Here is a 23,972-nt window from a genome sequence, read left to right as displayed (position 1 = left end):
ATTTTGAGAAAAATAGTTTCATGGGTAGTCAGACTGGTTATTTCTATTGGCATGGTAATTACAATGTCGTTAACCTTATCATCTAATATTTCAATGCAAGTTTCGACAAAAGGCATTGTTAAAGAAGCGATTAATAAGACTGCTAACCAGTATGGAGTAGGTAACGTAGTAAAGAGTAGTTGGGGTATTCTTAATGCATTGGGACTTGAAGATCAGATTTTTGATCAACTTCCCAAAAATTTAAAAGTTACAAGCTCATATTTAGATCTTTATAATTTAGCCAAAGCATATCAAGATAAGGGTGAAGTATCAGGTAGTCAACTTGGATTACCTTATCAAACTGACCAACAAAAAACTATTAGTGATTTAGTAACTAAGTATGTAAATAATGCCTTAGAACAAAATAAGTCAGAGATAAATCAAGGAATTAATTACTACCAGATGATTTTTTATGCTATTATTGGCCTTTATTTGTTGGGAATTATTTTGGTATTATTTGGTAAAAGATTTGGTGTCTATCCATATTTGCTAGCTGCGCTAGGTGGATATGCCATAATTGCTTTTGTGACTAGCCAAGTACAAACACAATTACAAACTGAAATTTATCAGGGCATAACTGTTACTATGGCTAATAGTTTTAACAATAGTATTGTCCTCGCAATTATTATCGGTATTATCTGGTTTTGGTGGGCAACTATTGAAAAGAGAAGGAAGAGAAAGCAAAGAATATCCAATAAGAATGACTATCAAGGAAAACATGCTGCTTCATAATTAAGTAAATCTAAGCAAAAATAAATTTAGTAATTTGAATTCATGATATACTTAAGATGTAAAACTTGCATTATCAAAAACATCGGTACTTTTCCGATGTTTTTTTATCACAAGGGACAAAAAAGAAACAAAATTTATGATAATATTGAAATTTACTGAATGTAGAAATTAGCGAGAAGCCCTAGAATAAAGGAAAGGTTGGTTGAAAAATATGAAAAAAATCTTGTTTGTTTGTCATGGTAATATTTGTCGCTCACCGATGGCGCAATTTATTATGCAAGATATTGTTAATAAAAATGGACATCAAGCAGACTACCAAATTGATTCTGCTGCTACAACTACCGATGAAATTAGTCCAACCGGTTTAGGAAATGCAATGGATAATCGCGCACGAAGAGTGCTAGATCAACACCAAATTCCTTTTAAAAATCATTCTGCACGCTTAATGACCAAAGCAGATTATCAAAATTATGATTATTTAGTTGGCATGGATGAAGAAAATCTCTACGATATGAATAGAATTTCAAGTGGGGATCCTGAACTTAAGGAAAAGAAATTATTATTTTATGCTGATTCGATGGCTGATGTTGATGATCCTTGGTATACCGGTGATTTTGAAACTGCTTATCAAGAAATTAAACGTGGCTGTCAATCTCTTTACAATAAAATTGAAAATCTTAATAACTAAAAAAGGCACTTCATTATGAAGTGCTTTTTATTAATCCTCAATAAATTTTACTGCTGTACCGTAAGCTACAACTGATTGCATATCCCCGGCAATTGAAGCTGAGTCAAATCGCATCATGACAACAGCATCTGCACCTAAATCCAATGCTGCTTCACGTAAGCGATCAATTGCTGCATTACGTGAATTAGTTAGCATTTTGGTATAACCTTTAATTTCACCACCCACGAGACTTTTAAGACCTGCGCCAAAATCGGATATTGCATTACGTGATTGAGTCGTTACTCCAAAAACTTCACTAATAATCTCGTATTTTTTGCCTGGAATTGTTTCGGTAGTAGTGACTAAAATTTTTTCCATAAAAAAACCTCCCAAATTAGTTAGAATTAATTATACCTATCGGGCTAACTAATTTGAAGAGGTTGATCTTATTTATGTGATTTTGGAAAACGAATTTTTCTTTGTCGAAAGAGATCAATAATTAATTTGAACAGACCGTAAACAATTAAGAAAATTCCTAAAGAAATTATTGCCTGAGTACTTAAACTTTTTGGTTTGATCATAATCAAAATACCAACGATGAAAGCTAAGATAGCTTCAATTACATCGATGATGTTTCGTAGAACACCTTCAATGCGCTTAAAGATGACTGCTCGCAGTCGATTGTAAGCAAAACCAATTAAGAAAATACCAATTACAAAGTGGGCTAGGAAAGCTAACCAGGTACTATTAGAGATGATGCCCATGCAAAAGGCAAACACTACTAAATATGTAATAATAAAAAATCGTTTTGACTTAGAATTGAGCTTGGCATTCCCGGTATGAATAATCTTGAGACTACTCCAAAATAGACCAAAGAATGCAGCCAACAATCCAAGAGCTCTAAAAGCATAGTGAGGCACTAGTAAAGCAATTATTCCAATTACCATACAAGACCATCCAATAATTGAATCACGTGTGATAAATAACCGCTCTAAGTGCAGATTACGAATTTTTTCCCAAATAGTTTGAAAAAGACTACCCAGAACAAAACGCGTCCTACGAGAAGAGGTAGTTAAGGATAGCAAGATTGCACCAAAACTACCTAAACCATTTTTTCCAAGTTCGGTAATTTTGTCAGAGCCACTAGCCGCAAAAGCATCGAATAAATCATTAGTTAAAGATTGTCTTTCTTCGGGTGAAGCTTCCGCAATCCACTGATTGATCATGTCATTATATAGCTTAGATTCACCGTTACGGTGAGTTTTGGTTACAAATTGTGAGCCCTCAATCTGCCAACTAAGGGGGTCATGCTGTGCAAATTTTTTGCGATCAGACACCACAATTACGGCTTCATCACCTTCATCGGGTTCAAATAGTCGACCAACAATACTGAATTCAGGCACAAAACGATGAATTTTAGGATTATGCTTTTCAACTCGTTTTACTAGACCAGGACTATCGAAAGTGTAAACTGCTGAAATACGGTCTCTTTCATCTTTGGGGAGTGCATAAAGCGCAAATTCTGCTAGATTACCACCTTTAGAGTGACCACATAAGCTATAGATTTCATCGTTATCTTTGAGTAATTCTTTTAAATAAGTTGCAGCTGCTTCTTGAGCAGGCGTAGTTTTGAAAGAAATTTCAAAGTCTTCACGCCAGCCAACAATTGTATCATCAGTACCTCTAAATGATATGAAGTTAGTACCATCATCAAGCTGAATTTTTATTGCACAAAACTGGGTTTGATCAGTTAAAGCAAACACAAAGTTAGAAAGTTTTGCATCACTAAAACGAGCCGATTTTGCCATTAAACGAAATAAGGGTTCATATCGGGAACCGTTATAGTGGGGGTGCTTGAAACTAAAGTATTTTTTTGCAGCAGCTTTGACGGTAATTGTTTCATTACCCGAAGAAACTACATTATTTAAATCTAAATATGAAAAACATGCCAAAACTAAGGCATCTACATCAGATAATGCACGGGATGAAAAATCAAGATCTCCGCGCCAAGTTATGTAAGAAAGAATATTATTATTGTCCATAATTACACGACTTTCCTTTTTTCTATCACTTATATTTTACCTCTAGTCAAGGCCAAGCACACAATTTAAGCTAAAAAGTAACTAATATTTATAATTTCAAGTTTTACATGTATAATTATATTAAGGCAAAAGATAGAGGAGATATAGTAATGCTAGAAATTAGAAGTAGAAAAGTAGGAAATTCAGTTTCGATTATCTTACCTAAAAGTTTAAATATTGAAGTTAATCAAGCTTTTTTGATTACAAAAACCCATAATGGTGCTTTGATTCTGACACCTAAGCTTGAAAACCCTTATACACAAGGAAAAATTGATATGAATGATCCAGAAGGTGAGTATCTTGAACAAAGAGCAAGTGAAGACTGGGAAGATTAAAGAAGAAAAGCCAGAGAACCAATATCACCAGGGAGACTTTGTTTGGCTTAATTTTTCACCCTCAGAAGGAAATGAAATGCGTGGCAAGCACCCTGCGGTAATCGTTTCAACTGACAGTTATAATCGGGCGGGCAATTATGTTATTGTGTGTCCGATTACCTCTCATGGTTCGGATGCACCAATATATTTTAAATTGGTAAATTATGAAACCGTTCATGGACGTGTTAATTGTTCCCAAATCCATAGTTTTGACCAGAGCCGAATTATTGATAAAACTGGTGAGCGGATGACAGCTTCTGATTTTACTTTTGTTCACCAGTTGCTTTCATTGGCATTAATGATTGATTACTAATAAAATGAAATTGAGAGAAAGAAAAGAGGAATTTATTATGTCAGATCCAGTTTTAAAACGTGTTTCAGTTAGAAAATTTAGTCGTGAAACTGTTAGTGAAGCAGATGTGGAAAAACTAGTTAAGGCTTTTAATGCTTCGCCAGCTGCAATGGGTAAATTTGAAAATATGCAGGCTATGGTAGTCCAAAAGCCTAAGTATTTGGATGAAGTTGAAAATGCCATTAACGGTCATGGTCATAATGCACCATTACTTTTTGTAATTGCTACTCGCAAAGATGACCCTATGGGCGAAAGAAATGCTTCTGTAGCAGCCCAAAATGTGATGATTGAAGCTGCTTCATTAGGTTTGGGATCTACTTATACTTTATCTGCAATGGAACTAAATAAGAATCCTGAAGTGATGTCACACATTGGCATTGATCATGGCTTTGAAGCCAGTGTGATTGTTGCAATTGGTCATCCTGAAGAGGAATTAAAAGAGGTAGATCGTAGTAATCGTTATAAGGTTACGCGTAAATAAGTTAATTGATGATTTAAAAAACAATGGTAGTATTGAGCTATCATTATTTTTTTGTGCATTTTTTGGGATTAATGGTAGGATAAAAGAAAAAGATAAATCTAGAGGTTAGAAATGAAAAAAGTATATTTATTAGGTACTTTGGCCTTGGTTGTAGCTGGTTTAAGTACAGGTTGTAGTGTTAATGTATCTAAAGATGGTAATAGTTTAGAGATTAATAAACCCACTAAGAAGACAGTTAAAAAATCTACTTCTAATACTAAAAAAGTTCCTAGTCAAAGTAGTAAGCAAGAAACTCAACGCTGGGATGAGCGTAAAAGTGCTACCCTTGATCAAAAAATGCAGGCGTATGCTAAGCAAAGAAAGATTAGTTTAACTAAATATGATAATAAACATTCCTTGAAAGTGGCTGGTGGTCGGCTCTATCCGGATACTTTTAAAAAGGATACTTTCTACTTAAAGGGACAAAAAATATCAATTGGTTGGAGTCCTCAAGGTGAGCATAAGTATGACTATGATGTGATGTCGATTTACAATCATGATTTAGGTAACCAAGGACATCATGAAACGTATTTATTCTGTATGCATGATAATAAACCAATTGTTTTGGTAGACACGACAAGGGATAGTAGTCGTATCAATTTAGTTGAAAGTACAGATAAGACTCTTAATAATAATTTTGACCAAGTTATGGCTCAAGACTAACACGAAGACAGGGATTGACCTGTCTTTTTATTTTTTCTTGGAGTCATTATTATTGCAAGTTAAATCTGGGATTATTAAACTTAAGTTGAGAGGTGATAAATGTGAAAATTATAGTTTGGTCGGATTTTACATCTCCGGCATCTTATTTAGCACAAGTAAGATTACAAAATGTAATTAAAGCATTAAATTTAACAGATAAAGTAGAGTATGAAGCACGTGCTTATCAAATTAATCCAAATGCATCTGATAAAGCAGTAGAAACTAATGCAGCTAAATTATCGTTGAAAAAAGATATTACTTTAGATAAGGCACAAGCGTATTTTAAAAAGTGGCAAGAAGAAGGGAAAAAAGAAGGCATAGATGTTGAAGCAGGATTTGCTTATAATACTAATACCTTGGATGCTCACCGTTTAGTGGCGTGGATTCAAAGTGTTGAAGCTAATTCTACCAAAACTCAAGCCCTAATTGATGCAATTTTTAAGGCTGAATTTGCTGAAAATAAGAATATAAGTGATCATGCCGTATTACTAGATATCATTAAAAGTCTTGGTTTTGATCTTGCTGCAGCAAAAGAAGTCTTAAGTACATCAGCTTATCGAGAAGAAGTAATTGTTCAAGAAGCAAGTTTTAGAGACTTGGGCAACTATCAAGTTCCTGTCATTATAATCAATAATAAAGTTCTAGAAGGATTACAGCCTAAGGTAGCTTATGCTCAAGCTCTAAACCCTAAGGCTGACGAATTTGTTAATGATTTTTTGATTAAATAAAAAGCTTATTATTAGTATTTTTAAGCGAAAGGACCTACAATATAAGTGTAGAGTTAATATATGAAATAGAGGTAATAATTATGAGTAAAAGAGTATTAGGCAAAGTTGGATTGATTGCTGGATTAGGTGGAATTGCTGCAGCTGCTACTGCATATTACCTTAAGCAAAAGCATTTAAATGAAGCTGAAAACGGTAGTGATACCGATGCTAGTGATACTACTTTAGCTGAAGTAGATAAAGATGGTAATATCAAAGTTTCTGATGATTTAAAGGAACAAATTATTGCTGATGCCCGTGAAATGATTCACCGCAACAAAGATAATGCTTATATTCTTGAATCATTGGAAAATAAGTATGGTAAAGATTGCACTTACAGTACTTTGAAAGAATTAATTGAAGAAGCTGAACAATAAAACGAAACTTGTTAAGCCAATTTTAATTAAACGATTTATTGTTAAACAAAGCACACTTGAATTAACTATGAAAAAACCATTCCTTTGGAATGGTTTTTTGTTTAGACAAAAAAGAGTAAAATAATCTGGTATGTATTTTAAAAAGAAACAGGAGGAAAAATGCGTAACCCAAAAACAGTTTTAAAAGATTTTTTCGGCTATGATTCTTTTCGTCCTGGACAAGAAAAAATTATTAATTTAGCACTTTCAGGAAAAAATGCCCTTGCCATTATGCCAACTGGTGGCGGTAAATCGTTATGTTATCAAATTCCAGCTTTGGTAATGGACGGTGTTACTTTAGTTATTTCACCCTTAATCTCATTAATGAAGGATCAAATAGATACTTTACGCCAGAATGGGATTGCTGCAGCTGCACTTAATTCGACTACGCCGCAAGAAGAGGTTAATCCCATCTTGCGTCGGGCTTATGAAGGTAAGCTTAAATTACTATATGTTACACCTGAGCGTTTAGCTTTAGATTATTTTCGCTATCAGTTAAATTTTCTTAATATTAGTCTCGTAGCAGTGGATGAGGCTCACTGTATTTCACAATGGGGCCATGATTTTCGACCAGCTTATCGCCAAATTCTTGCAGGAATTAATGGTTTGAAAAGTCAGCCTAATATTCTTGCACTGACCGCAACTGCTACTCCGGCAGTCCAAAAAGATATTGGAGAGCAATTGGAGATTCCAACTAGTAATTATGTGATTACTTCCTTTGCAAGACCGAATTTAGCGTTTACAGTAGAAAATGGAGTGCGTGATAGCAAGCGTTATATTTTGCGCTATATTCAGCAACATCCAGATCAGGCGGGAATTGTATATACTAATACCCGTAAACGTGTTGAAGAAATAAATGAATATTTATCTATTAAAGGTATTAAAGTGGCTGGCTATCATGGTGGGATGTCTAGTGAAAAAAGGAGTCAGGTGCAAGATGATTTTCTTTATGATCGCGTCCAGGTAATTGTAGCGACTAATGCCTTTGGCATGGGTATTGATAAGAGTAATGTTCGTTTTGTAATTCATGCTAATTCTGCCAAAAATATCGAAGCTTACTATCAAGAAGCAGGGCGAGCAGGACGTGATGGTGATGATTGTGAAGCAATTTTTCTTTATCATCCTGGAGACATGCACCAATATCGTTGGTTTATTGATGAATCAGATGCTGATGATGACTATAAGAAGCGGCAATATCGCAAGTTAGCGGCTATTAGTGCTTATGCGAATACTGATCAATGTTTGCAGCAGTTTATTGTGCGCTATTTTGGCCAGGATTGTGATCCTTGTGGCCATTGTTCTAATTGTAAATTAAGGGGTAAATTGTTAGACGTAACAGCTGATGCTCAAAAGATTATTCAAATGATTTATGAATTAGATGGGCGATTTGGCAAGAGCGTAATTGCGCAAGCAGTTACCGGTTCAACCACAATGCGGATGCGCGAAATAGGTGCTAATGAAATGAAGCATTTTGGAAGTTTAAAAACTTCTCAACAATATGCCAGTGATTTAATTAATTATTTAGTTGCTAATGAATTTTTAGAATCTGATGGTAATCCGTATCCTATCTTGCATGTAACCAATAAGGGATGGGATGTGCTTGATGGTAAGAAGAAAGTTCAACGTCGAGAATTAAGAAAACGTGCAGTTAGTCAAAAGGGAGCACGTGTTGATGAAGTGCAAAATGCTGATTTATTTGCAGCACTACGTTCTAAACGTTGGGAACTGGCACGTAAAGAAGGAGTTCCTGCCTTTATGATATTCTCTGATGCAACTTTAAAGATGATGGCCCAACTCAAACCAAAAAATGAAGCCGCAATGTTAGCTATTAATGGAATTGGTAAAACAAAAATGCGTCGCTTTGGTAAAGAGATGTTAGCTGTAATTAATGAAAATTAGTAAATTTCATCTTTTTATGTAGGTCAATTCATGATAAACTCATATTATATGTTTTAAGGAAAGTGTAGAGTAAATTGATTAAGTACAATCCAGGTTCATATTCTGCTACTGCCAAAGGTATGTCAGGAGAGATTAAAGTTGATTTAACTGTTAATGAAACGGCTATAGAAGATGTAAACATTGATGTTTCTTGTGAAAGCATTATGTTTGGTAAAATGGCTGGACCTCATTTAAAAGATGAGATTTTAGCTAAGCAATCGGCTGATGTCGATGCTATTACTGGTGCAACCACTACGTCTAAAGCAGTTATTGAAGCAACTAAAGAAGCTTTGAGTAAAGCTGAAAAGTAATTTTAAAAGCGGAACTAGTAATCTAGTTTCGCTTTTATTTGTAATGAGGGAGTTTTAGGTGAAAAAGAATAAGTTGGTTAAATTTGTAGGTGGAGTAATGTTGTTTGGCACTTTTTTAGGTTTAAGTGCTTGCAGTTCGACTAACTCAACGTCAAACCAGGAACATATCGAAGTTAAGAAAGTTGGAACGAAAAGATTAGCAAGTGCAAAAGCCAAAAAAGATACGCTAACGCGAGAAAAAAAGGATAAAGAAAAAGAGTATCAGAAGTTGCAAGATCAACTCAATGATCAAAAACAGCAAGAAGAGCAGCAAAAGCAGGCCCAAGAAGAACAAAAGCAGCAAAGAGAAAATAATACTTCTTCAAGTGTAGATACAACAACTTCTACTACCCAGCACGGTGATTTAGATACAAGTAATTCACAAAAGATTATTGGTAATTCTCATTCTCATATTTATCATGTTCCCGGACAAGCTGGTTATCGGATGAATTCAGCTAATGTAGTTTATTTTAATAGTGAACAAGAGGCAATAGCCGCAGGATATAGAAAGGCTAAGAGATAAATGAATAAAAAGATTGTGACCTTAATTACTGGATGGTTAGCAGTAGGTGGACTGGTAACAACTTTGAATTCACCACTTCAAACTAATGTTGAAGCTAAAATCAAGCAAGTAATTAAGTATGATCGTAGCCCAGAACAAAAAGCTAAAAAGATTGAAACCGAAAATCAAAAAACTGAAACTGAGATTCAAGATTTAGATCAAAAAATTGCCAAAGCGCGCCAGCAATTAAAAAAATATACTGGGGCGCATGCAGTTGAATCTGTTTCAGCTAATAAACTAGCTCAGTTAAATTATTCGGGCCAAGATGTAATTACAGTAAATAATAATGATCCCCAATTTAGTGCAGCTGACCTTTCAACACAAAAGGGAGCTTGGCAAGAATATGGTAATTTAGATAACTTGAACCGGGTGACTTCCGCTAATGCATTACTAAATAGATCTCTTATGCCTCATACTAAACGTCAGCCTTTAAATGTTACACCAACTGGCTGGCATAATAAGAGAATTGCTGGAGGCTGGCTCTATAATCGCTCACACTTAATTGGATATCAGTTAACTGGTCAAAATAATAATTGGAAAAATTTAATGACTGGTACACGGCAATTAAATGATCCAGATATGGTGAGATATGAAGATCAAGTAGCTGATTATTTAAAAGCCAATCCTAATAATTATGTTCGTTATCGGGTTACGCCAATTTTTCGTGGTGATGAACTTTTGGCACGTGGAGTAGAGATGGAAGGCCAATCTATTAATTCTAATACTGTTCACTTCAATGTTTATATTTTTAATGTGGAAAATGGCGTAACTTTAAATTATGACGATGGCACAAGCAAAGTAGCGTAAGATAAAAGTAGAGCTATCTTTAATTACGCAAAATATCAGAATATTTTTTTGAAAAAGGAGAATTTTTATGAAAATTGGATTTATTGGTACTGGTGTTATGGGAACTGGAATTATTAAAAATCTCCTAAAACACGGAAATGAAGTAACAGTTTTTAATCGAACTAAGGCACATGCGCAAGCAGTACTTGATGCAGGTGCTGTTTGGGCAGATACGCCAGCGGCAGCAACAAAAAATAATGATGTAGTGATGACCATGGTTGGTTTTCCAAAAGATGTTGAAGAAGTCTATTATGGGAAAAATGGTATTCTCGGTGCTGCTCAAGCTGGGCAATTGTTAATCGAGATGACAACTAGTAAACCAAGTTTGGCTCAGAAAATTGCTCAAGATGGAGCCAAAAAGGGAGTAGCAGTTTTAGATGCTCCAGTTTCAGGTGGTGATATTGGGGCTAAGAATGGAACTTTGACTATGATGATTGGTGGAGAAAAGGCTGATTTTGAAAAAATTAAACCTTTATTAACTAAAATTAGTAGTCAACAATATTATTTTGGTCCAGCTGGTAGCGGTCAACATGCCAAGATGGCTAACCAAATTATGATTGCTGGCACAATGACTGGAATGAGCGAAATGTTGGTTTATGGCAAAGCTGCAGGCTTAGATCTGGATGAAGTTATTAAAACAGTATCTAGTGGGGCCGGTCAAAACTGGAGTTTGAGCAATTATGGTCCAAGAATTTTGAAGCAAGATTATACACCAGGATTTTTTGCCAAGCACTTTTTGAAAGATTTACGTATTGCTTTGGAAGAAGCAGAAAAGATGAACTTAGATTTACCTGCCACTACGCAAGCTAAAAAGTTATATGAAATTTTGGTAGACCAAAAAGGCTTAGGTAATGATGGTACCCAAGCCCTGGTTAAATTGTGGTGGAAATAGAGATGAAAATAGTTAGTTTAATACTAGCTATTTTTTTGTTTTGTCTTATGACTTTCGTTCCAATCAAGTGATAGTTTATATTGTATAATCTAATTATTAGAAATTAATAGAGGAGTAATTGTTTTGGCAATTCAAACTAGTGAACTGAAATTTGAAGATGAATTAATAGATAAACTAACTACTTTAGGTGGAGTTAAACAATGGGAATATCGAAAAGATATTAAAACTACAGCTGACTTATGGGATAATTTCAAAAATATCTTAGAAAATAATAACCAAGATAAGCTTGATCATCCTTTATCTAAGACCGAATTTAATCAAGTAAAACAAATTATTGAAAATTTAAAGACCCCATATGAGGCAGGACAGTTTCTTTATGGTTTAAATGGTGTCTCACAAATTGAAGTTGATTTAGATTCAGGAGATCATGTTTATTTAACGGTGTTTGATCAAGCTCAAGTCGGAGCAGGTAATACTAAATATCAAGTTGTAAATCAGATTCAAAGACCAGCTGTTATTCCTGGTTATCAAGACCGGCGCTTTGATACTACTTTGCTTATTAATGGCTTACCAATTATTCAAATTGAAGAAAAAGCTTCTAATCATGATGTTGATGAAGCCCTAAATCAAATGCAGCAATACATCTATGAAAGACAATATACTGGTATTTTTTCTACCTTACAAATTCTTGTGGGGATGACGCCTGAAGATGCGAAATATATGGCCAATACCACGCATGAAAAGTTTAATAAAACTTTTGCCTTCAGATGGCAAAGAAAAAAAGATAATTCTCCAGTGATGGATTGGAATGAATTTACTTCTAATGTCTTATCTATTCCAATGGCACACCAAATGGCAACCAATTACATGATTCTGGATGGTACGCCTAAGAATCAAGCAATTAAGGTTATGCGTCCGTATCAAGTTTATGCTGCAAGCTCAATTATTGATAAAGTTCGTCAACATAATTTTGATATCCATGATCAAGGGATTGGATATGTTTGGCATGCCACAGGTTCAGGAAAAACAATTTCTTCTTTCAAGACTGCTTGGCTGGCTTCTCATTTACCAAATGTAGATAAAGTTGTCTTTCTAGTTGATAGAGTTGCTCTTACTAATCAAACAGTAGAAGAATATAGTGCTTATGATCCTGAAAAGGATGAAAATGGTATTGGTGGTGTAGTGACTGACGCAGCTAATAGATGGGTTTTGGCTAATAAGCTTAAGTCTAAACGTAATGGTATCATCGTTACCTCATTACAAAAGATGTCAGCACTAGTAAAAGACAAAAAGGATATTAGTACATTAGCTGACAAGAATATTTTATTCATTGTTGATGAGGCTCACCGTTCAACTGCTGGTGACATGTTGAATAATATTAAGAGGGCTTTACCAAGATCAGCTTGGGTAGGTTATACAGGCACGCCTAATTTTGATAATTCTCCAACTACTAAAGATATATTTAGCAGTAATATCCATAGCTATACTATTTCTGATGCCATTAGGGATGGTAATACTTTAGGCTTTAAGGTTGATTTTGAAACAACTTTAAGTGAAGAAGTATTAAAAGAGCAATACTTACCTGCATATTTTAAAGCTCGATATCCTAACTATACGGAGGATGATATTAAAAATAGAATTGCTAACCTCCAACCGGAAGATACTGACGATATGATTGAACCAAGTGTCTATGATAATAATGAAAAGCACGTCGAGAAAGTGGTTAAAGATATCTTAGATAATTGGGATAAACGCTCACGTAATGGAGAATTTAATGCTCTCTTTACTACTCACGTAGGTGGAAATCATGCTTCTACACCAATGGCAATGATGTACTATCGAGAATTTAAGAAACAAAATTCTTTACGCGATAAACCGTTAAAAATTGGAATTACTTTTAGTCAAGATAAGAGCAATGATGATGAACAATTAGAGAATAACAAGTCTCTGTATGAGGCAATGGCCGATTATAATGCGGAGTTTGGTACTAACTTTGGTCCAAAAGATGTCAAAGAATATACCAATCAAGTAGTAGCAAGGCTTAACCGTTCAATTGATGATGGTAAGTACTTTGATATTGTTATCGTAGTAGACCAATTATTAACTGGTTTTGATGCACCACAATTAAATACGCTATATGTTGACCGTACTCTAAAAGGTGCTTCTTTAATTCAAGCATATTCTCGAACAAATCGTGTCTTTAATATGCAAACTAAACCTTTTGGCAGAATCGTCAATTATCGTTGGCCTGTTCAAAATGAAAAGTATATGAAGCAGGCGCTAGGTAAATATGCTGATCGCCATTCTGCTGATGAACAACTAGATATTGGAGTAACAGATGAAGGTTCAGATAATACTGGCGTAATCGCACCAAACTTTAGTGAAATAAAAAAGGACTTAACTAAAGTTGTTAGTTCATTAAGTGATTTGACTGATGAGTTTACAACAGTTCCACAATCGCTCGAAAAAGAACGTCAGGATCAAATGCTTAAAGATTTGCGTGAATATAATCATCTAATGGCGATGGCTAAACAAGATGATCAATATGATGCAGATAATCCTAATGTTCTCTTAAATGAAATTGGAATTTCGGAAAAGCAAGAAGAAGTTTTAACTACCACTCTTGCTATTGATCTTAAAAAGACGATTGCAAAACGTAGAAATATTGATTTTTCTGCAATAGATCTTGAAATGGAACACGTTAAAGAAGTTCGGGTTTCTTATTCATATTTGAAACAATTAATTGCAAAATTAATGAATCAAAAGCATGAAAATGATGAAGAAGGAGCCAAAGCTACAGCTCAAAAGATTAAAGAACTTTCTGCTCGAATGGATGACCGTAAAAAAGCTGATAAGATTAACGATTTTGCTGATCAAGTATTGGCAAATAAAGTTAAGGGTAAAGAATATCCAGTTCAACAAGAAGATATTGATAACTTATTACAAAACTATTCTGATAAATCTGAGCGTGAGGATATTTTAGCCTTCAAACGGAAGTGGGGCTTAGTTGATATTGCCTCTAGTCAGAAGGTTAATAGCGTAATTTACAATCATATAGAGGGAACAGATGATTTGAACCTATCGGGAGAGATGGATGACATCGTCCGCGAAGCTTCAGCAGTATATCAGACAGATGCAGAAGATAAAGAAGTACAGTCATTAAACAAGATTAAATATCGTCGACAACTAAGAGATCATTTGCAAGAATTTGCCGATGATATTGTTAAAAAATATTAGGAGAATTTTAGGATTATGAGTAAAGCAAAAGATGTAACTAGTCAAATTTGGGAAATGGCTAATCGTTTACGAGGGAATATGGATGCTTCTGAATATAGAAATTATATTTTAGGATTCATGTTTTATCGTTACTTGTCAGAACGCCAAGAAAATTACCTGCTAACTGAATTACAACTAGCAGATAATATTGATGATATTAATGAAGCCTATAAGGAAGAAGCAAGTGGAGAAGACAAAGCTGACTATTTAGCAGAAATTGCAAGTTCTTTGGGCTATGCAATTGCACCTGAATATACCTGGAAAACTATTGTTGAAGAAGTTAATAATAGTACTATTTCTCCTGATACTTTCCAAAGTATGTTTAGCAACTTTGATAATAATTTAAAGTTAAACGTTAATGCTTTACAAGATTTTACTGGTGTATTTGATGATATGAATTTGTCTAATTCACGTCTTGGAAATACAACGGCTGCTAGAGCAAAGGCTTTGACTGATATTGTGAGCTTAGTAGATCAAGTTGATTATAAGGATGAAAGTGGACATGATATCTTAGGTGATATCTATGAATTTTTATTGCGGAATTTGCAGGTAATTCTGGTAAAAAGGCGGGAGAATTCTATACTCCTCATGAAGTATCACAAGTATTGGCAAGACTTGCCACTGCTAATTTAGATCGAAATCTTAAGAAACCTTCAGTCTATGATTTTGCTTGTGGTAGTGGATCTTTATTATTAACTCTGAAAGATGAATTTAATAATAAACCTCTATATTTTGGAGAAGAGTTAAATACTACTACATATAACTTAGCGCGTATGAATCTGATGATGCATGGAGTTAAGTATGATCGAATGACACTTAAGAACGCGGATACTTTAGAGCAAGATTGGCCAGATGGTCTTGATGCTCAAGGAGTTGATCGTCCAAGATCATTCGATGTGGTAGTTGCTAACCCTCCGTATTCAGCACGTTGGGATAACAGTGATCGCAAATTAAAAGATCCACGTTTTAAGGAATACGGTTTGGCGCCAAAGACAAAGGCTGATTATGCCTTCTTACTACATGGCTTGTATCACTTAAAAGATGATGGAGCTATGGCTATTGTTTTACCGCACGGTGTACTTTTTAGAGGAGCTAAAGAAGGTAAGATTCGCGAAAGTCTACTTAAAAAGAATCATATAGATGCTGTAATTGGTTTGCCTGCCGGACTATTTTATTCAACTGGTATTCCAACAGTTGTATTGGTTTTAAGAAAGAATAAACCTAATAAAGATGTTCTTTTTATTGATGCTTCTAAAGGTTTTGAAAAGGGGAAGAATCAGAATAAATTAAGAGAAGAAGATATTAATAAGATTCTTGAAACTTACAAGAAGCGTGAAGATGTAGAACGTTATGCTCATGTAGCTACAATGGAAGAAATTGAAGAAAATGACTTTAATTTGAACATTCCACGTTATGTTGATACTTTTGTCCCTGAACCACCAGTTGATTTGAAAAAAGTTGCGGCTGAATTGAAAGAAACTGATGCAGAAATTGAGAAGAATCAAAAAGAATTAGTGGGGATGCTTAAAGAATTAACATCAGAAGATGATGAGATTATGGAAGGGTTAAATGAGATGATAAAAGTACTTGAGGGAGAATTACATGAAGAATAAAGAAGAGCAAACTGCGCCAAAACTGAGATTTAAGGGATACACTGATGCATGGCAGCAAAGTAAGTTAGCGGATAGATTAAAAATTCATTCTGGAAAAGATTATAAAGAGCTTAATATAGGAAAAATACCAGTTTATGGGACCGGTGGATATATGCTTTCAGTTGATAAATCACTTAGTAAAAAAGATGCAATTGGAATTGGAAGAAAAGGAACAATTAATAAACCACAGTTATTACATGCGCCTTTTTGGACTGTAGATACGCTATTTTACTTAACTCCTAAGGCAAACAACAATTTAAACTTTTTATTTTATTTATTTCAAAATATTAATTGGAATAAATATGATGAATCAACAGGATTACCAAGTTTATCTAAAAAAACAATTAATAATATTAAAGAAAATACTCCCTCTAAATCTGAACAGAAGAAAATTGGCCGCTTTCTTTTAAAGCTCGATAATATTGTCACGCTTTTGCAACGAAAAGTGAAAAAATATAATACTCTTAAGACGGCATTATTACAAAATTTATTTCCTAAGAATAAAGAAATAGTACCAAGTTTAAAGAATAAAGAAATAGTACCAAGTTTAAGATTTAAAAATTTCACTGATACATGGCAGCAACGGAAGTTAAAAGACGTTGGCAAAGCTTTTTCTGGAATAGGATTTCCAGAAAAAGAACAATCTGGTAAAAATGGAATTCCATTTTTTAAAGTCTCAGATATGAGTCTTCAAGGCAATGAAATTGAAATGAAAGTAGCACAAAATTATGTTACCACTGAGCAAATTATTTCTAACAATTGGCATCCTTTAAATGAAGTACCAGCTATTTTTTTTGCAAAAGTTGGAGCAGCAATATTCTTAAATAGAAAACGTTTGTGTAGAAAACCTTTCCTATTCGATAACAATACTATGGCATTTTCATTAGATATAAATAAATTGAATATTGATTTTACTAAAAAGCTTTTTGAAACTATTTATTTACCTTCGTTCGCTCAAGTTGGTGCACTTCCATCATATAACAATCAAGATATTGAAAATATAAAAGTACAAATTCCTTTTATTAATGAACAGAAAAAAATTGGTATGCTTTTATCAGAACTTGATAAAACTCTAATACTGTTACAAAAACAAAAAAAGGCTCTCACTAATCTAAAAAAATTCCTACTTCAAAACATGTTCATCTAAAAAAGCGCCAATGGCGCTTTTTTAATTACAGTTGTGATAAATGATGCAGAATTTTATCATTATCTTTATTCTCAAGTTCTTGAATAATATGAATATAGGTTTCTTGAGTTGTCGTTGTATTTGAATGTCCTAAACGCTTAGCAACACTAGCAACTGAAACACCTTCATAAAGTAATAATGATGCGTGTGTATGTCTAAGACCATGAATTGAAATTGGTGGGATTCCAGCTTTTTTACAGTAAGAAGCTAATCGCTGATTTAAGGTTGAATTATATACTCTTTGTTCTTCTTCAAAAAAGATTGGCTTCTTCTGATCTTTATTTTCTATCATTTGCTTAAATTGCTGCATTATTTGCCAGTCTACCATCACTGTACGATTTGACGATGGATTCTTTGTTGGCTGAAAATGACCAGTTTTTTCTTTATAATTCCAGGATTTATTAATAATGATACTTTGTTTTTCATAATCAAAATCTTCAGGTGTTAAGGCTAATGCTTCAGCAAATCTTAAGCCTGTTTTTGCAACTAACAGAATAAACCAGTCCCAATTTAATTCTGATCCTAATTTTAAAGATCTTAGTAAAGTTTGAAGCTCAAAAAGATTTAAGAATTTTGGCCTTTTCTTCTTAGTAGCAGTTCCTTTGATAATAGCTCTTCTAGTCGGATCCATTTTGATGATACCATCATCAACTGCATCAAATAGACTGGCTTTGAGATGATGATGAAAATCCAAAGTAGTTGTTTTTTCATGAGTTAATGCATAAATATTTAATAAATTTTGATAGCTTTTTCTATCAAGTTCATTCATGTGTAAACCAGGTGCAATCTCTTTGAGTGTTCTTTGAACAAGATAGTATTTATTTAGTGTAACTGGTCGAATAGCATTTTCTTTATACAGGTGAATCCAATCTAGATAATACTTATAAAACAACTTAGTACTATATTTCTTTCGTGACATATAAAAACCTCCTTGAATAAATTAGTCACATAGACTATTTTTCAAAGAGGTTTTTAGTTTGCAATTATTTAGATAAACATATTTTGAAGAAGGAATTGTTTCAGTCTGCTAAGATGATCTAATTGTTTTTGGAAACTTATTATTGTTTTATCAAGTTTTGAAAGAAGATTTCCAATTTGTTTTTGTTCTTCTTTTGTAGGAAAATTAGAAGATAAATTTTTTAATTTAGAATAATACATATAAGTTCTCGACCCACCTTGTTTCTGAAGGAGAGCGTACTTTTTCATATCGTTACTATTATTTAAGTAATAGTATAACCATTTTTTATCCATATTATTTTTAACATTAAATACTGGATATAAAGTACTGACAATTCCGTAATCGCAAAGATTATTAATATTAAAGTGGAAAACTAAATCATCAGACATATGTCTATAGGTAAAATAACCCCTAGGTACAATATTATAACCAACCGTATTTTTTGAAGCGATTTGGTGACCATCATAATAATCTCTTTGAAAAAATATTCCTTTCCGTGAAGAAGTAAGAATTGGATATTGATTATTAATTTTACTTTTTTCTTTATATTCCTTTAAGTAGTAGCTCAACTTTCTTTGTTGCCATTTATTACTAAAAGTTTTAAATCTTAAAATAGGTTCAAGTTTATTTTTTTCGAGAAATAAATTTTGTAATAGAGATTTTTTAAGCTCTTCATAATTGCCTTTTTTTCGTTGCAAAAGGGTTATAGTATCATCGAGTTTTGAAAGAAGCTGGCCGATTCTATTTTGTTCTAATGTATTAAGGGAAATGTTTAATTTGCTCGCAAAGAAGTCTTGTGCAGTAATATTCAATAATCCATGGTTTCGAGCACCTTCAGTAGCATTTTCATATATATTTTTATGCCATTTATCTGAATCAAAATAATACTTAACAAACTTATCATTTATGTCTTCATTCACTTTGAAAGCAAAATATAAAGAAGAAACTAGCCCACTTTTATAGCGTTCTAACTGTTTTATAGCTCCAAAAGGTGCTTCAGATGAATAGCTTTTATTATATGCAAAATCACCTTTGGATAATAGTAAATAGTTAGAAAGATCTTTACTTGCAACTTGCTTGTTAAAAAAATTAGTTTGATCAACTAGACCATATTGAGCAGATATAGTTAAAGGTCGCTTCGAGGTTAATTCTTTATTTTTTCTAGTTATACGTTTAGAAATTTTAGAAATGGTACGTTGCTGCCAAGTTAATTTTAGTATAAAAATATATCATCATTAGAGTAACAAGGCTTAAAGTATAAGGTATTTTTGCTTATACGTTGCTTATCTATATAAATACATTGTATTTTATGTGTGGTATAATATTATAAATAAATTGTGAAAGGATTGATTATCTATGTCACATACTTATAGTTATCGTGCTAATGAAAAAGATCATGACGAAGTAAAAAAAATACTTGATGAATTAGGCTTAGATGTATCTACCAGTATAAAAATTTATTTTAAACAAATCATTAAACAAAAAGGTATCCCTTTTTCAATTACTACTAATTCTGATACCCCAACTGAAGAAACTAAAAAAGCACTTCTTTTAGCTGAGGCAAAAGATATGGGATTAATTGAAGATAATACTCCTGGTTTTACAAATAATGAAGATTTGATAAATTATATGAAAAATCGTGCAAAGGATCTTAAATAATGTATGAAATTAAAGTTGAAGATACATTTTTAAGAGATGTAAATCGTTGGAGCAAAGAGATTCCAAATTTATGGGATGAAATTCAATCAGTTACTGAATACATGCAAGAATCTGGTGAGGTTCCTAAAGAATATGATCCTCATCTTTTAACTAATGATAGTTTAAATTATGTGGGTTATTTGGAATTCCATCTTCTAGATGGAAAAATAGATTTATTGGTAATTCATACTAAAAATGATTCGAGAAAAATATTTAGATTAGTGAGATTAGGAACTCATAAAGAACTTTTTCATTCAAATTTACGTTAAACAATAGTCTTATATTTATTTTTTTCAAAGTTTCTCTATATACTTTGAATAGACAAAATCCTTAGTTAATGTTGTGTTTGTGTTATATTTAGAAACAAAAAATTATTTTTATAACATAGAGTTGTAGACTATCATTAACAAGGAGGAAATATCTATGTTAAAGAATAATATTCCTACAACGAAGGTAAGTGAAATTCTGTATAAAGAATTTATGTTGCCTTTAAATATATCTGCTTATGCTGTGGCTAAAGCAATTAATGTCCCATCTTCAAGAATATTAGATATTCTTCACGATAAAAGAAAAATTACTGTAGACACTTCAATACGCTTAGGAAAATTATTTGGAGTATCTCCAAAGTACTTTTTGAATATTCAAAATAATGTTGAGTGAAGAAATGCAGAAATAGAACATAGTGATAGTTATAATCAAATTAAACAATTATCTTTTGCATAATTAAAGTAAAAAGAGTTAGCGACTGATAGATTCTACTACTGTAGAATGTATGGTCGTTAACTCTTTTTTATTAAAAATTTTTGAAAGCTTATATAAACATATTCTGAAGAAGGAATTGCTTAAGCTGTTTAAATATAGTTATAGATTTGTTTGTTTCCAATTTATAATTATCAAATTTATCTAACAATTTGCCTGTTAATTCTTGTTCCTTGTTAGATGGTAATTTAACCATGAATCTATTAGTAAAATCTTTAATTACATGAGGAATATTAGGTGTTCGAAAACTAAAATAAATTTTTGCTTGGTTGCTTTTTAAATAATGGTATAAATAGGAACTGAAGTATTTAGGAGTATATGCTTTTAAAGTTGAACCCAAAGCGCCCTCAACACCATGATAAATAGTACCTGCTTTTGAGCCATCCCATAATATTAAAATATCACTTCTTTTAACGTCACTTGAAGTAGAAACAAAAAAAGGATTTCCTCCATTTAAATAAGCTGTATCTAAATAGATTGAATTTGTTCCAAACATTTCTTTTTTTGCTTTTCCTTTTATTTCATGAGTGATGGCTTCTTTTAAGGGGACAATTTTCGAAGTATTTTCTTCATTTTTAAATTTAAGATAATTTTGTTTAAGGGAAAAAAACTTTTGATACATCCCTTGCTGTAATTGGGCTTGAAGAGAAGATTTCTTTTGCAAAAGGGTGATAAGAAATTCAAGCTTTTTTATGAGTATTCCTAACTGCTTTTGTTCTTTTATTGAAGGAAAGCATATTTTAGTTTTTAATATATTTTTATTATAAAGTCTTTTTATAGTAGTTCCTTCAATTCCGGACCAGTTGATTATCTGATAATAAGCTTTTAAGTAAGAATTTAATACTTTTTCATTATGATCCAACCAAACAATATTTGAATCTTGAAAATACGCCTTCTCTCCATGATATTCAACTATTTTTCCAATACTTCCAGAAGCAGCAATAAGAAGATCACCTTTCTTAGGAAAAGGATAATTTTTCTTATATTCTTCAAAGAGTTCGTGAGAAATATAAGAATCTGCTTGTTTACCAAAAGTTCCAATTTTATAAAAGGGAATTTCTCCAATTGGTGAAGTTTGATGCTTAAAAATTCTTTTATTCATTGCAACTGACCCAAGATCTCCTAACTTACCTTGCTGCCAATCAAAAATAAGTAGATAGAAATATAAATCAAAGTTACACTATTAAAGAAAAGATATAGTTTTAAAAGGTAATAATTTTAAAAGGTAATAAAATGAAAGATTTTTATAATTTATCTCGACATGAACAAGAATCGTCTTTGCTATTTCCTTTAGTAAAAGAACTAAAACGATTAGGTGGAGAAGCGACCACTAAGGAATTAAAACGCTCTTTAGTTGAAAATGCAGATTTCATTCCTGAAGATGCCTTAACATATATTAAAATTTCAAAAAATGGTAATTCTTATCATCCTTTTGATTATCCCTTTAATTTTGCTGTTACAAATTTAAATATGGCAAAATTATTTGATCGACCTCAGGCAGGAATAGTAGTTTTAACAGAGAAGGGTAGAGAGGCTAGCTATAAATTTGAAAATAAAGAAGATAAATTTATAACTTCTATTTATCAAATAACTGAGCCTCTTTGGAAAGAAAAATCAAAAAGAAAATCCAAAGTAACTTCTTTAAAGATTAAGGAGCAAGAAGTTCAAAAAGTAATCAATGATAATGATGATTGGCGTGAAAAACTTCAAACTGCACTTAACAATCTGTCACCTGCTAAGTTTGAAGAATTTTGCCGACAATTAATTAAAAAGATGGGTGTAAATATTGATGAAAAAATCGGTGTAAATGTTTCAGGTGATGGTGGAATAGATGGTTACGGTTACTTAATTAACGATGATTTCCGTACAACACGTGTGGCAATACAGGCAAAAAGATGGAATTTAAATAATTCAGTGTCTTCTCCTGAGATTGATAAATTTAGAGGGGCAATGGATAAATTTAGGGCAGAATATGGAATCTTTATTACCACTTCATCCTTCACTAGAGATGCCATTAATGCTGCTCGTTCAGGCACAAGAGTAATTACTTTAATTGATGGCGAAAAATTATTAGATTTAACTGCAAAGTATCAAGTATTTGTAACGCCAAAGATGACATATGAGATAGATAAAGATTTTTTTGATTAAACAAGGTGAGGCATTCTTATCACCTAAAAGATTAAAAATATAAAGGTATTAACTAAAGAGACTAGAGCATGATAGATTATAAAACTTTAAAGCATAGTGATAATGGTATGCCAACTTGGGATGGATTCTTAGGTCCAATTTTAAAAGTAGCAGAGACTGAAAAAATTTGGAAACGTCAAGATTTAATTAACAATGTTCTTGAAGAAGTAAACTTACCTGATAATTTAGCTAAAATGACTTATTCATCAAAATGGCATGATTTAGTTGCTATTAATAGAGTAAATTGGGCATTAAGTGATTTGAAAATAGCCGGTTTGTTGGATGCACCTAAACGGGGTGTATATCAAATTTCAGATTTAGGAAGAACAATTTTAAAAGAGCACGGCTTAAGCATTACTCGTGAATTGGTTCATTCTCAGTCTGCTTATATTGAGCATCAGAAAAAACTAAAAGATAAAAGTAATGAAGCAGAGACGAATGCAGTAAGTGAAGAGCAAACATTTGAACTTACTGAAAAACAAGTTTCAAATTGGTTTGATAAACAGAAAAGCGATTTAACTGAGCAACTTTTATTAAAACTAAGAAGTACTGATCCTTATGAATTTGAACACATGATGATCAAGCTACTGAGTGAAATGGGGTATAAAGGAACTGATGGACAATCATTAGTTACTCAGAAGTCTAATGATGGTGGAATTGACGGAATTATTAATAAAGACCCGCTTGGAATGGAAACAATTTATGTTCAGGTTAAGCGCTATGCGGAAGGTAATGTAGTGGGAAGTCCTGAAATTGATGGTTTTGCTGGGGCATTAAGACGCCAGCATGCAGATCGAGGTGTGTTTATTACAACTTCCTCATTCACCAGTGGAGCAAAAGTAGCAGCTAAACAACTTAACATTGCGTTGGTTGATGGCGAAATGTTAACGAATTTGATGGTTCAATATAAAGTTGGAGTTCAGATTCATCAAAGTTATGAACTTTATGATATTGATGATGAATTTTTTGAATAGTAGAACTTATAAGATAGTAAAAAACAAGCATCCCTAAACTTAAAGAG

The 23,972-nt window shown here is 32.8% G+C and carries 24 protein-coding genes and 2 pseudogenes; 21 read left to right on the top strand and 5 right to left on the bottom strand.

Annotation, left to right across the window (positions count from 1 at the left end):
* The first annotated feature begins 3 nt into the window (after window positions 1–3).
* Both FP432_RS02930 and FP432_RS02925 read left to right on the top strand, forming a co-directional pair.
* Window positions 4–771, top strand: coding sequence for a hypothetical protein (locus FP432_RS02930; protein WP_265489362.1), 768 nt, complete (start codon window positions 4–6; stop codon window positions 769–771).
* Between the two features lie 211 nt (window positions 772–982).
* Window positions 983–1,459, top strand: coding sequence for a low molecular weight protein-tyrosine-phosphatase (locus FP432_RS02925; protein ID WP_265489592.1), 477 nt, complete (start codon window positions 983–985; stop codon window positions 1,457–1,459).
* 30 nt (window positions 1,460–1,489) lie between these two features.
* Here the strand turns inward: FP432_RS02925 and FP432_RS02920 are convergent, their stop codons facing one another.
* Entirely contained in the window at window positions 1,490–1,816 is a 327-nt protein-coding gene (locus FP432_RS02920; protein WP_265489361.1) for a heavy metal-binding domain-containing protein, read from the bottom strand.
* 68 nt (window positions 1,817–1,884) lie between these two features.
* Window positions 1,885–3,480, bottom strand: coding sequence for an Mbeg1-like protein (locus FP432_RS02915; RefSeq protein WP_265489360.1), 1,596 nt, complete (start codon window positions 3,478–3,480; stop codon window positions 1,885–1,887).
* Window positions 3,481–3,629: 149 nt separating this feature from the next.
* Between FP432_RS02915 and mazE the strand changes: the two genes are divergently transcribed.
* The 14 genes and pseudogenes from mazE to FP432_RS02845 all read left to right on the top strand — a co-directional run bounded on the left by mazE (window position 3,630) and on the right by FP432_RS02845 (window position 17,310).
* On the top strand, window positions 3,630–3,854 hold the full coding sequence (gene mazE, locus FP432_RS02910) for a type II toxin-antitoxin system PemI/MazE family antitoxin (protein ID WP_265489358.1): 225 nt from the start codon (window positions 3,630–3,632) through the stop codon (window positions 3,852–3,854).
* Window positions 3,820–4,206, top strand: a complete 387-nt coding sequence (locus FP432_RS02905) for a type II toxin-antitoxin system PemK/MazF family toxin (protein ID WP_265489357.1) — start codon at window positions 3,820–3,822, stop codon at window positions 4,204–4,206. The genes mazE and FP432_RS02905 overlap by 35 nt, the downstream gene beginning before the upstream one ends.
* 37 nt (window positions 4,207–4,243) lie before the next feature.
* Complete coding sequence (locus tag FP432_RS02900; protein ID WP_265489356.1) at window positions 4,244–4,726, top strand: nitroreductase family protein; 483 nt, start codon at window positions 4,244–4,246, stop codon at window positions 4,724–4,726.
* A 111-nt stretch (window positions 4,727–4,837) separates the two neighbouring features.
* Entirely contained in the window at window positions 4,838–5,428 is a 591-nt protein-coding gene (locus tag FP432_RS02895) for a DUF4767 domain-containing protein (protein ID WP_265489355.1), read from the top strand.
* A gap of 101 nt (window positions 5,429–5,529) precedes the next feature.
* Window positions 5,530–6,195 carry a DsbA family oxidoreductase gene (locus FP432_RS02890; RefSeq protein ID WP_265489354.1) on the top strand — a complete coding sequence of 222 codons (666 nt, stop codon included), beginning with the start codon at window positions 5,530–5,532 and terminating at the stop codon, window positions 6,193–6,195.
* An 80-nt stretch (window positions 6,196–6,275) separates the two neighbouring features.
* The gene (locus FP432_RS02885) at window positions 6,276–6,608 is read left to right on the top strand and encodes a hypothetical protein (RefSeq protein ID WP_265489353.1); all 333 of its coding nucleotides are present in this window, start codon (window positions 6,276–6,278) and stop codon (window positions 6,606–6,608) included.
* Between the two features lie 159 nt (window positions 6,609–6,767).
* The gene (gene recQ / locus FP432_RS02880; RefSeq protein WP_265489352.1) at window positions 6,768–8,546 is read left to right on the top strand and encodes a DNA helicase RecQ; all 1,779 of its coding nucleotides are present in this window, start codon (window positions 6,768–6,770) and stop codon (window positions 8,544–8,546) included.
* A 74-nt stretch (window positions 8,547–8,620) separates the two neighbouring features.
* Window positions 8,621–8,896 carry an FMN-binding protein gene (locus FP432_RS02875; RefSeq protein WP_265489351.1) on the top strand — a complete coding sequence of 92 codons (276 nt, stop codon included), beginning with the start codon at window positions 8,621–8,623 and terminating at the stop codon, window positions 8,894–8,896.
* Between the two features lie 58 nt (window positions 8,897–8,954).
* Window positions 8,955–9,458, top strand: coding sequence for a hypothetical protein (locus FP432_RS02870; protein ID WP_265489350.1), 504 nt, complete (start codon window positions 8,955–8,957; stop codon window positions 9,456–9,458).
* Window positions 9,459–10,304 (top strand): DNA/RNA non-specific endonuclease, encoded by an 846-nt coding sequence (locus FP432_RS02865; RefSeq protein WP_265489349.1) that lies wholly within the window; start codon window positions 9,459–9,461, stop codon window positions 10,302–10,304.
* Window positions 10,305–10,371: 67 nt separating this feature from the next.
* The gene (locus FP432_RS02860; RefSeq protein WP_265489348.1) at window positions 10,372–11,235 is read left to right on the top strand and encodes an NAD(P)-dependent oxidoreductase; all 864 of its coding nucleotides are present in this window, start codon (window positions 10,372–10,374) and stop codon (window positions 11,233–11,235) included.
* Window positions 11,236–11,358: 123 nt separating this feature from the next.
* Complete coding sequence (locus tag FP432_RS02855; RefSeq protein ID WP_265489347.1) at window positions 11,359–14,472, top strand: type I restriction endonuclease subunit R; 3,114 nt, start codon at window positions 11,359–11,361, stop codon at window positions 14,470–14,472.
* Window positions 14,473–14,487: 15 nt separating this feature from the next.
* Window positions 14,488–16,124 (top strand): annotated as a pseudogene (locus FP432_RS02850) (type I restriction-modification system subunit M).
* Window positions 16,114–17,310 (top strand): restriction endonuclease subunit S, encoded by a 1,197-nt coding sequence (locus FP432_RS02845; RefSeq protein WP_265489345.1) that lies wholly within the window; start codon window positions 16,114–16,116, stop codon window positions 17,308–17,310. The pseudogene FP432_RS02850 and the gene FP432_RS02845 overlap by 11 nt, the downstream one beginning before the upstream one ends.
* A gap of 25 nt (window positions 17,311–17,335) precedes the next feature.
* On the opposite strand, the gene FP432_RS02840 is transcribed toward FP432_RS02845, so the two are convergent.
* Both FP432_RS02840 and FP432_RS02835 read right to left on the bottom strand, forming a co-directional pair.
* A complete protein-coding gene (locus tag FP432_RS02840) occupies window positions 17,336–18,268 on the bottom strand; it encodes a site-specific integrase (protein ID WP_265489344.1) in 933 nt (310 codons plus the stop codon).
* A 68-nt stretch (window positions 18,269–18,336) separates the two neighbouring features.
* Window positions 18,337–19,227: a restriction endonuclease subunit S gene (locus FP432_RS02835; RefSeq protein ID WP_265489343.1), complete on the bottom strand. Its 891-nt coding sequence runs from the start codon at window positions 19,225–19,227 to the stop codon at window positions 18,337–18,339.
* Window positions 19,228–19,663: 436 nt separating this feature from the next.
* On the opposite strand from FP432_RS02835, the gene FP432_RS02830 reads away from it, so the two are divergent.
* The 3 genes and pseudogenes from FP432_RS02830 (at window position 19,664) to FP432_RS02820 (ending at window position 20,728) form a co-directional block, all read left to right on the top strand.
* Window positions 19,664–19,966, top strand: coding sequence for a type II toxin-antitoxin system RelB/DinJ family antitoxin (locus FP432_RS02830; RefSeq protein WP_265489342.1), 303 nt, complete (start codon window positions 19,664–19,666; stop codon window positions 19,964–19,966).
* Entirely contained in the window at window positions 19,966–20,274 is a 309-nt protein-coding gene (locus FP432_RS02825; protein ID WP_265489341.1) for a type II toxin-antitoxin system mRNA interferase toxin, RelE/StbE family, read from the top strand. Before FP432_RS02830 ends, FP432_RS02825 begins: the two co-directional genes overlap by 1 nt.
* A 154-nt stretch (window positions 20,275–20,428) precedes the next feature.
* Window positions 20,429–20,728, top strand: a pseudogene (locus FP432_RS02820) (HigA family addiction module antitoxin).
* An 88-nt stretch (window positions 20,729–20,816) separates the two neighbouring features.
* On the opposite strand, the gene FP432_RS02815 reads toward FP432_RS02820, so the two are convergent.
* Window positions 20,817–21,914 carry a restriction endonuclease subunit S gene (locus tag FP432_RS02815; RefSeq protein WP_265489591.1) on the bottom strand — a complete coding sequence of 366 codons (1,098 nt, stop codon included), beginning with the start codon at window positions 21,912–21,914 and terminating at the stop codon, window positions 20,817–20,819.
* An 83-nt stretch (window positions 21,915–21,997) separates the two neighbouring features.
* Between FP432_RS02815 and FP432_RS02810 the strand changes: the two genes are divergently transcribed.
* Window positions 21,998–22,912: a restriction endonuclease gene (locus FP432_RS02810; protein WP_265489340.1), complete on the top strand. Its 915-nt coding sequence runs from the start codon at window positions 21,998–22,000 to the stop codon at window positions 22,910–22,912.
* Between the two features lie 68 nt (window positions 22,913–22,980).
* On the top strand, window positions 22,981–23,925 hold the full coding sequence (locus FP432_RS02805) for a restriction endonuclease (RefSeq protein ID WP_265489339.1): 945 nt from the start codon (window positions 22,981–22,983) through the stop codon (window positions 23,923–23,925).
* Window positions 23,926–23,972: the final 47 nt, after the last annotated feature.

Origin of the sequence: Lactobacillus sp. PV034 (assembly GCF_014522305.1) — a bacterium.
Lineage (GTDB): Bacteria > Bacillota > Bacilli > Lactobacillales > Lactobacillaceae > Lactobacillus.
The sequence above is the reverse complement of the archived record's forward strand: the minus strand, read 5'-3'. Positions and strand labels throughout refer to the sequence as shown.

Bases quoted from the DNA above. Each gene is read 5' to 3' on its own strand.
- FP432_RS02925 (WP_265489592.1), top strand. From the start codon at position 983: ATGAAAAAAATCTTGTTTGTTTGTCATGGTAATATTTGTCGCTCACCG.
- FP432_RS02920 (WP_265489361.1), bottom strand. From the start codon at position 1,816: ATGGAAAAAATTTTAGTCACTACTACCGAAACAATTCCAGGCAAAAAA.
- FP432_RS02915 (WP_265489360.1), bottom strand. From the start codon at position 3,480: ATGGACAATAATAATATTCTTTCTTACATAACTTGGCGCGGAGATCTT.
- mazE (WP_265489358.1), top strand. From the start codon at position 3,630: ATGCTAGAAATTAGAAGTAGAAAAGTAGGAAATTCAGTTTCGATTATC.
- FP432_RS02900 (WP_265489356.1), top strand. From the start codon at position 4,244: ATGTCAGATCCAGTTTTAAAACGTGTTTCAGTTAGAAAATTTAGTCGT.
- FP432_RS02895 (WP_265489355.1), top strand. From the start codon at position 4,838: ATGAAAAAAGTATATTTATTAGGTACTTTGGCCTTGGTTGTAGCTGGT.
- FP432_RS02885 (WP_265489353.1), top strand. From the start codon at position 6,276: ATGAGTAAAAGAGTATTAGGCAAAGTTGGATTGATTGCTGGATTAGGT.
- recQ (WP_265489352.1), top strand. From the start codon at position 6,768: ATGCGTAACCCAAAAACAGTTTTAAAAGATTTTTTCGGCTATGATTCT.
- FP432_RS02865 (WP_265489349.1), top strand. From the start codon at position 9,459: ATGAATAAAAAGATTGTGACCTTAATTACTGGATGGTTAGCAGTAGGT.
- FP432_RS02860 (WP_265489348.1), top strand. From the start codon at position 10,372: ATGAAAATTGGATTTATTGGTACTGGTGTTATGGGAACTGGAATTATT.
- FP432_RS02845 (WP_265489345.1), top strand. From the start codon at position 16,114: ATGAAGAATAAAGAAGAGCAAACTGCGCCAAAACTGAGATTTAAGGGA.
- FP432_RS02840 (WP_265489344.1), bottom strand. From the start codon at position 18,268: ATGTCACGAAAGAAATATAGTACTAAGTTGTTTTATAAGTATTATCTA.
- FP432_RS02830 (WP_265489342.1), top strand. From the start codon at position 19,664: ATGTCACATACTTATAGTTATCGTGCTAATGAAAAAGATCATGACGAA.
- FP432_RS02825 (WP_265489341.1), top strand. From the start codon at position 19,966: ATGTATGAAATTAAAGTTGAAGATACATTTTTAAGAGATGTAAATCGT.
- FP432_RS02810 (WP_265489340.1), top strand. From the start codon at position 21,998: ATGAAAGATTTTTATAATTTATCTCGACATGAACAAGAATCGTCTTTG.
- FP432_RS02805 (WP_265489339.1), top strand. From the start codon at position 22,981: ATGATAGATTATAAAACTTTAAAGCATAGTGATAATGGTATGCCAACT.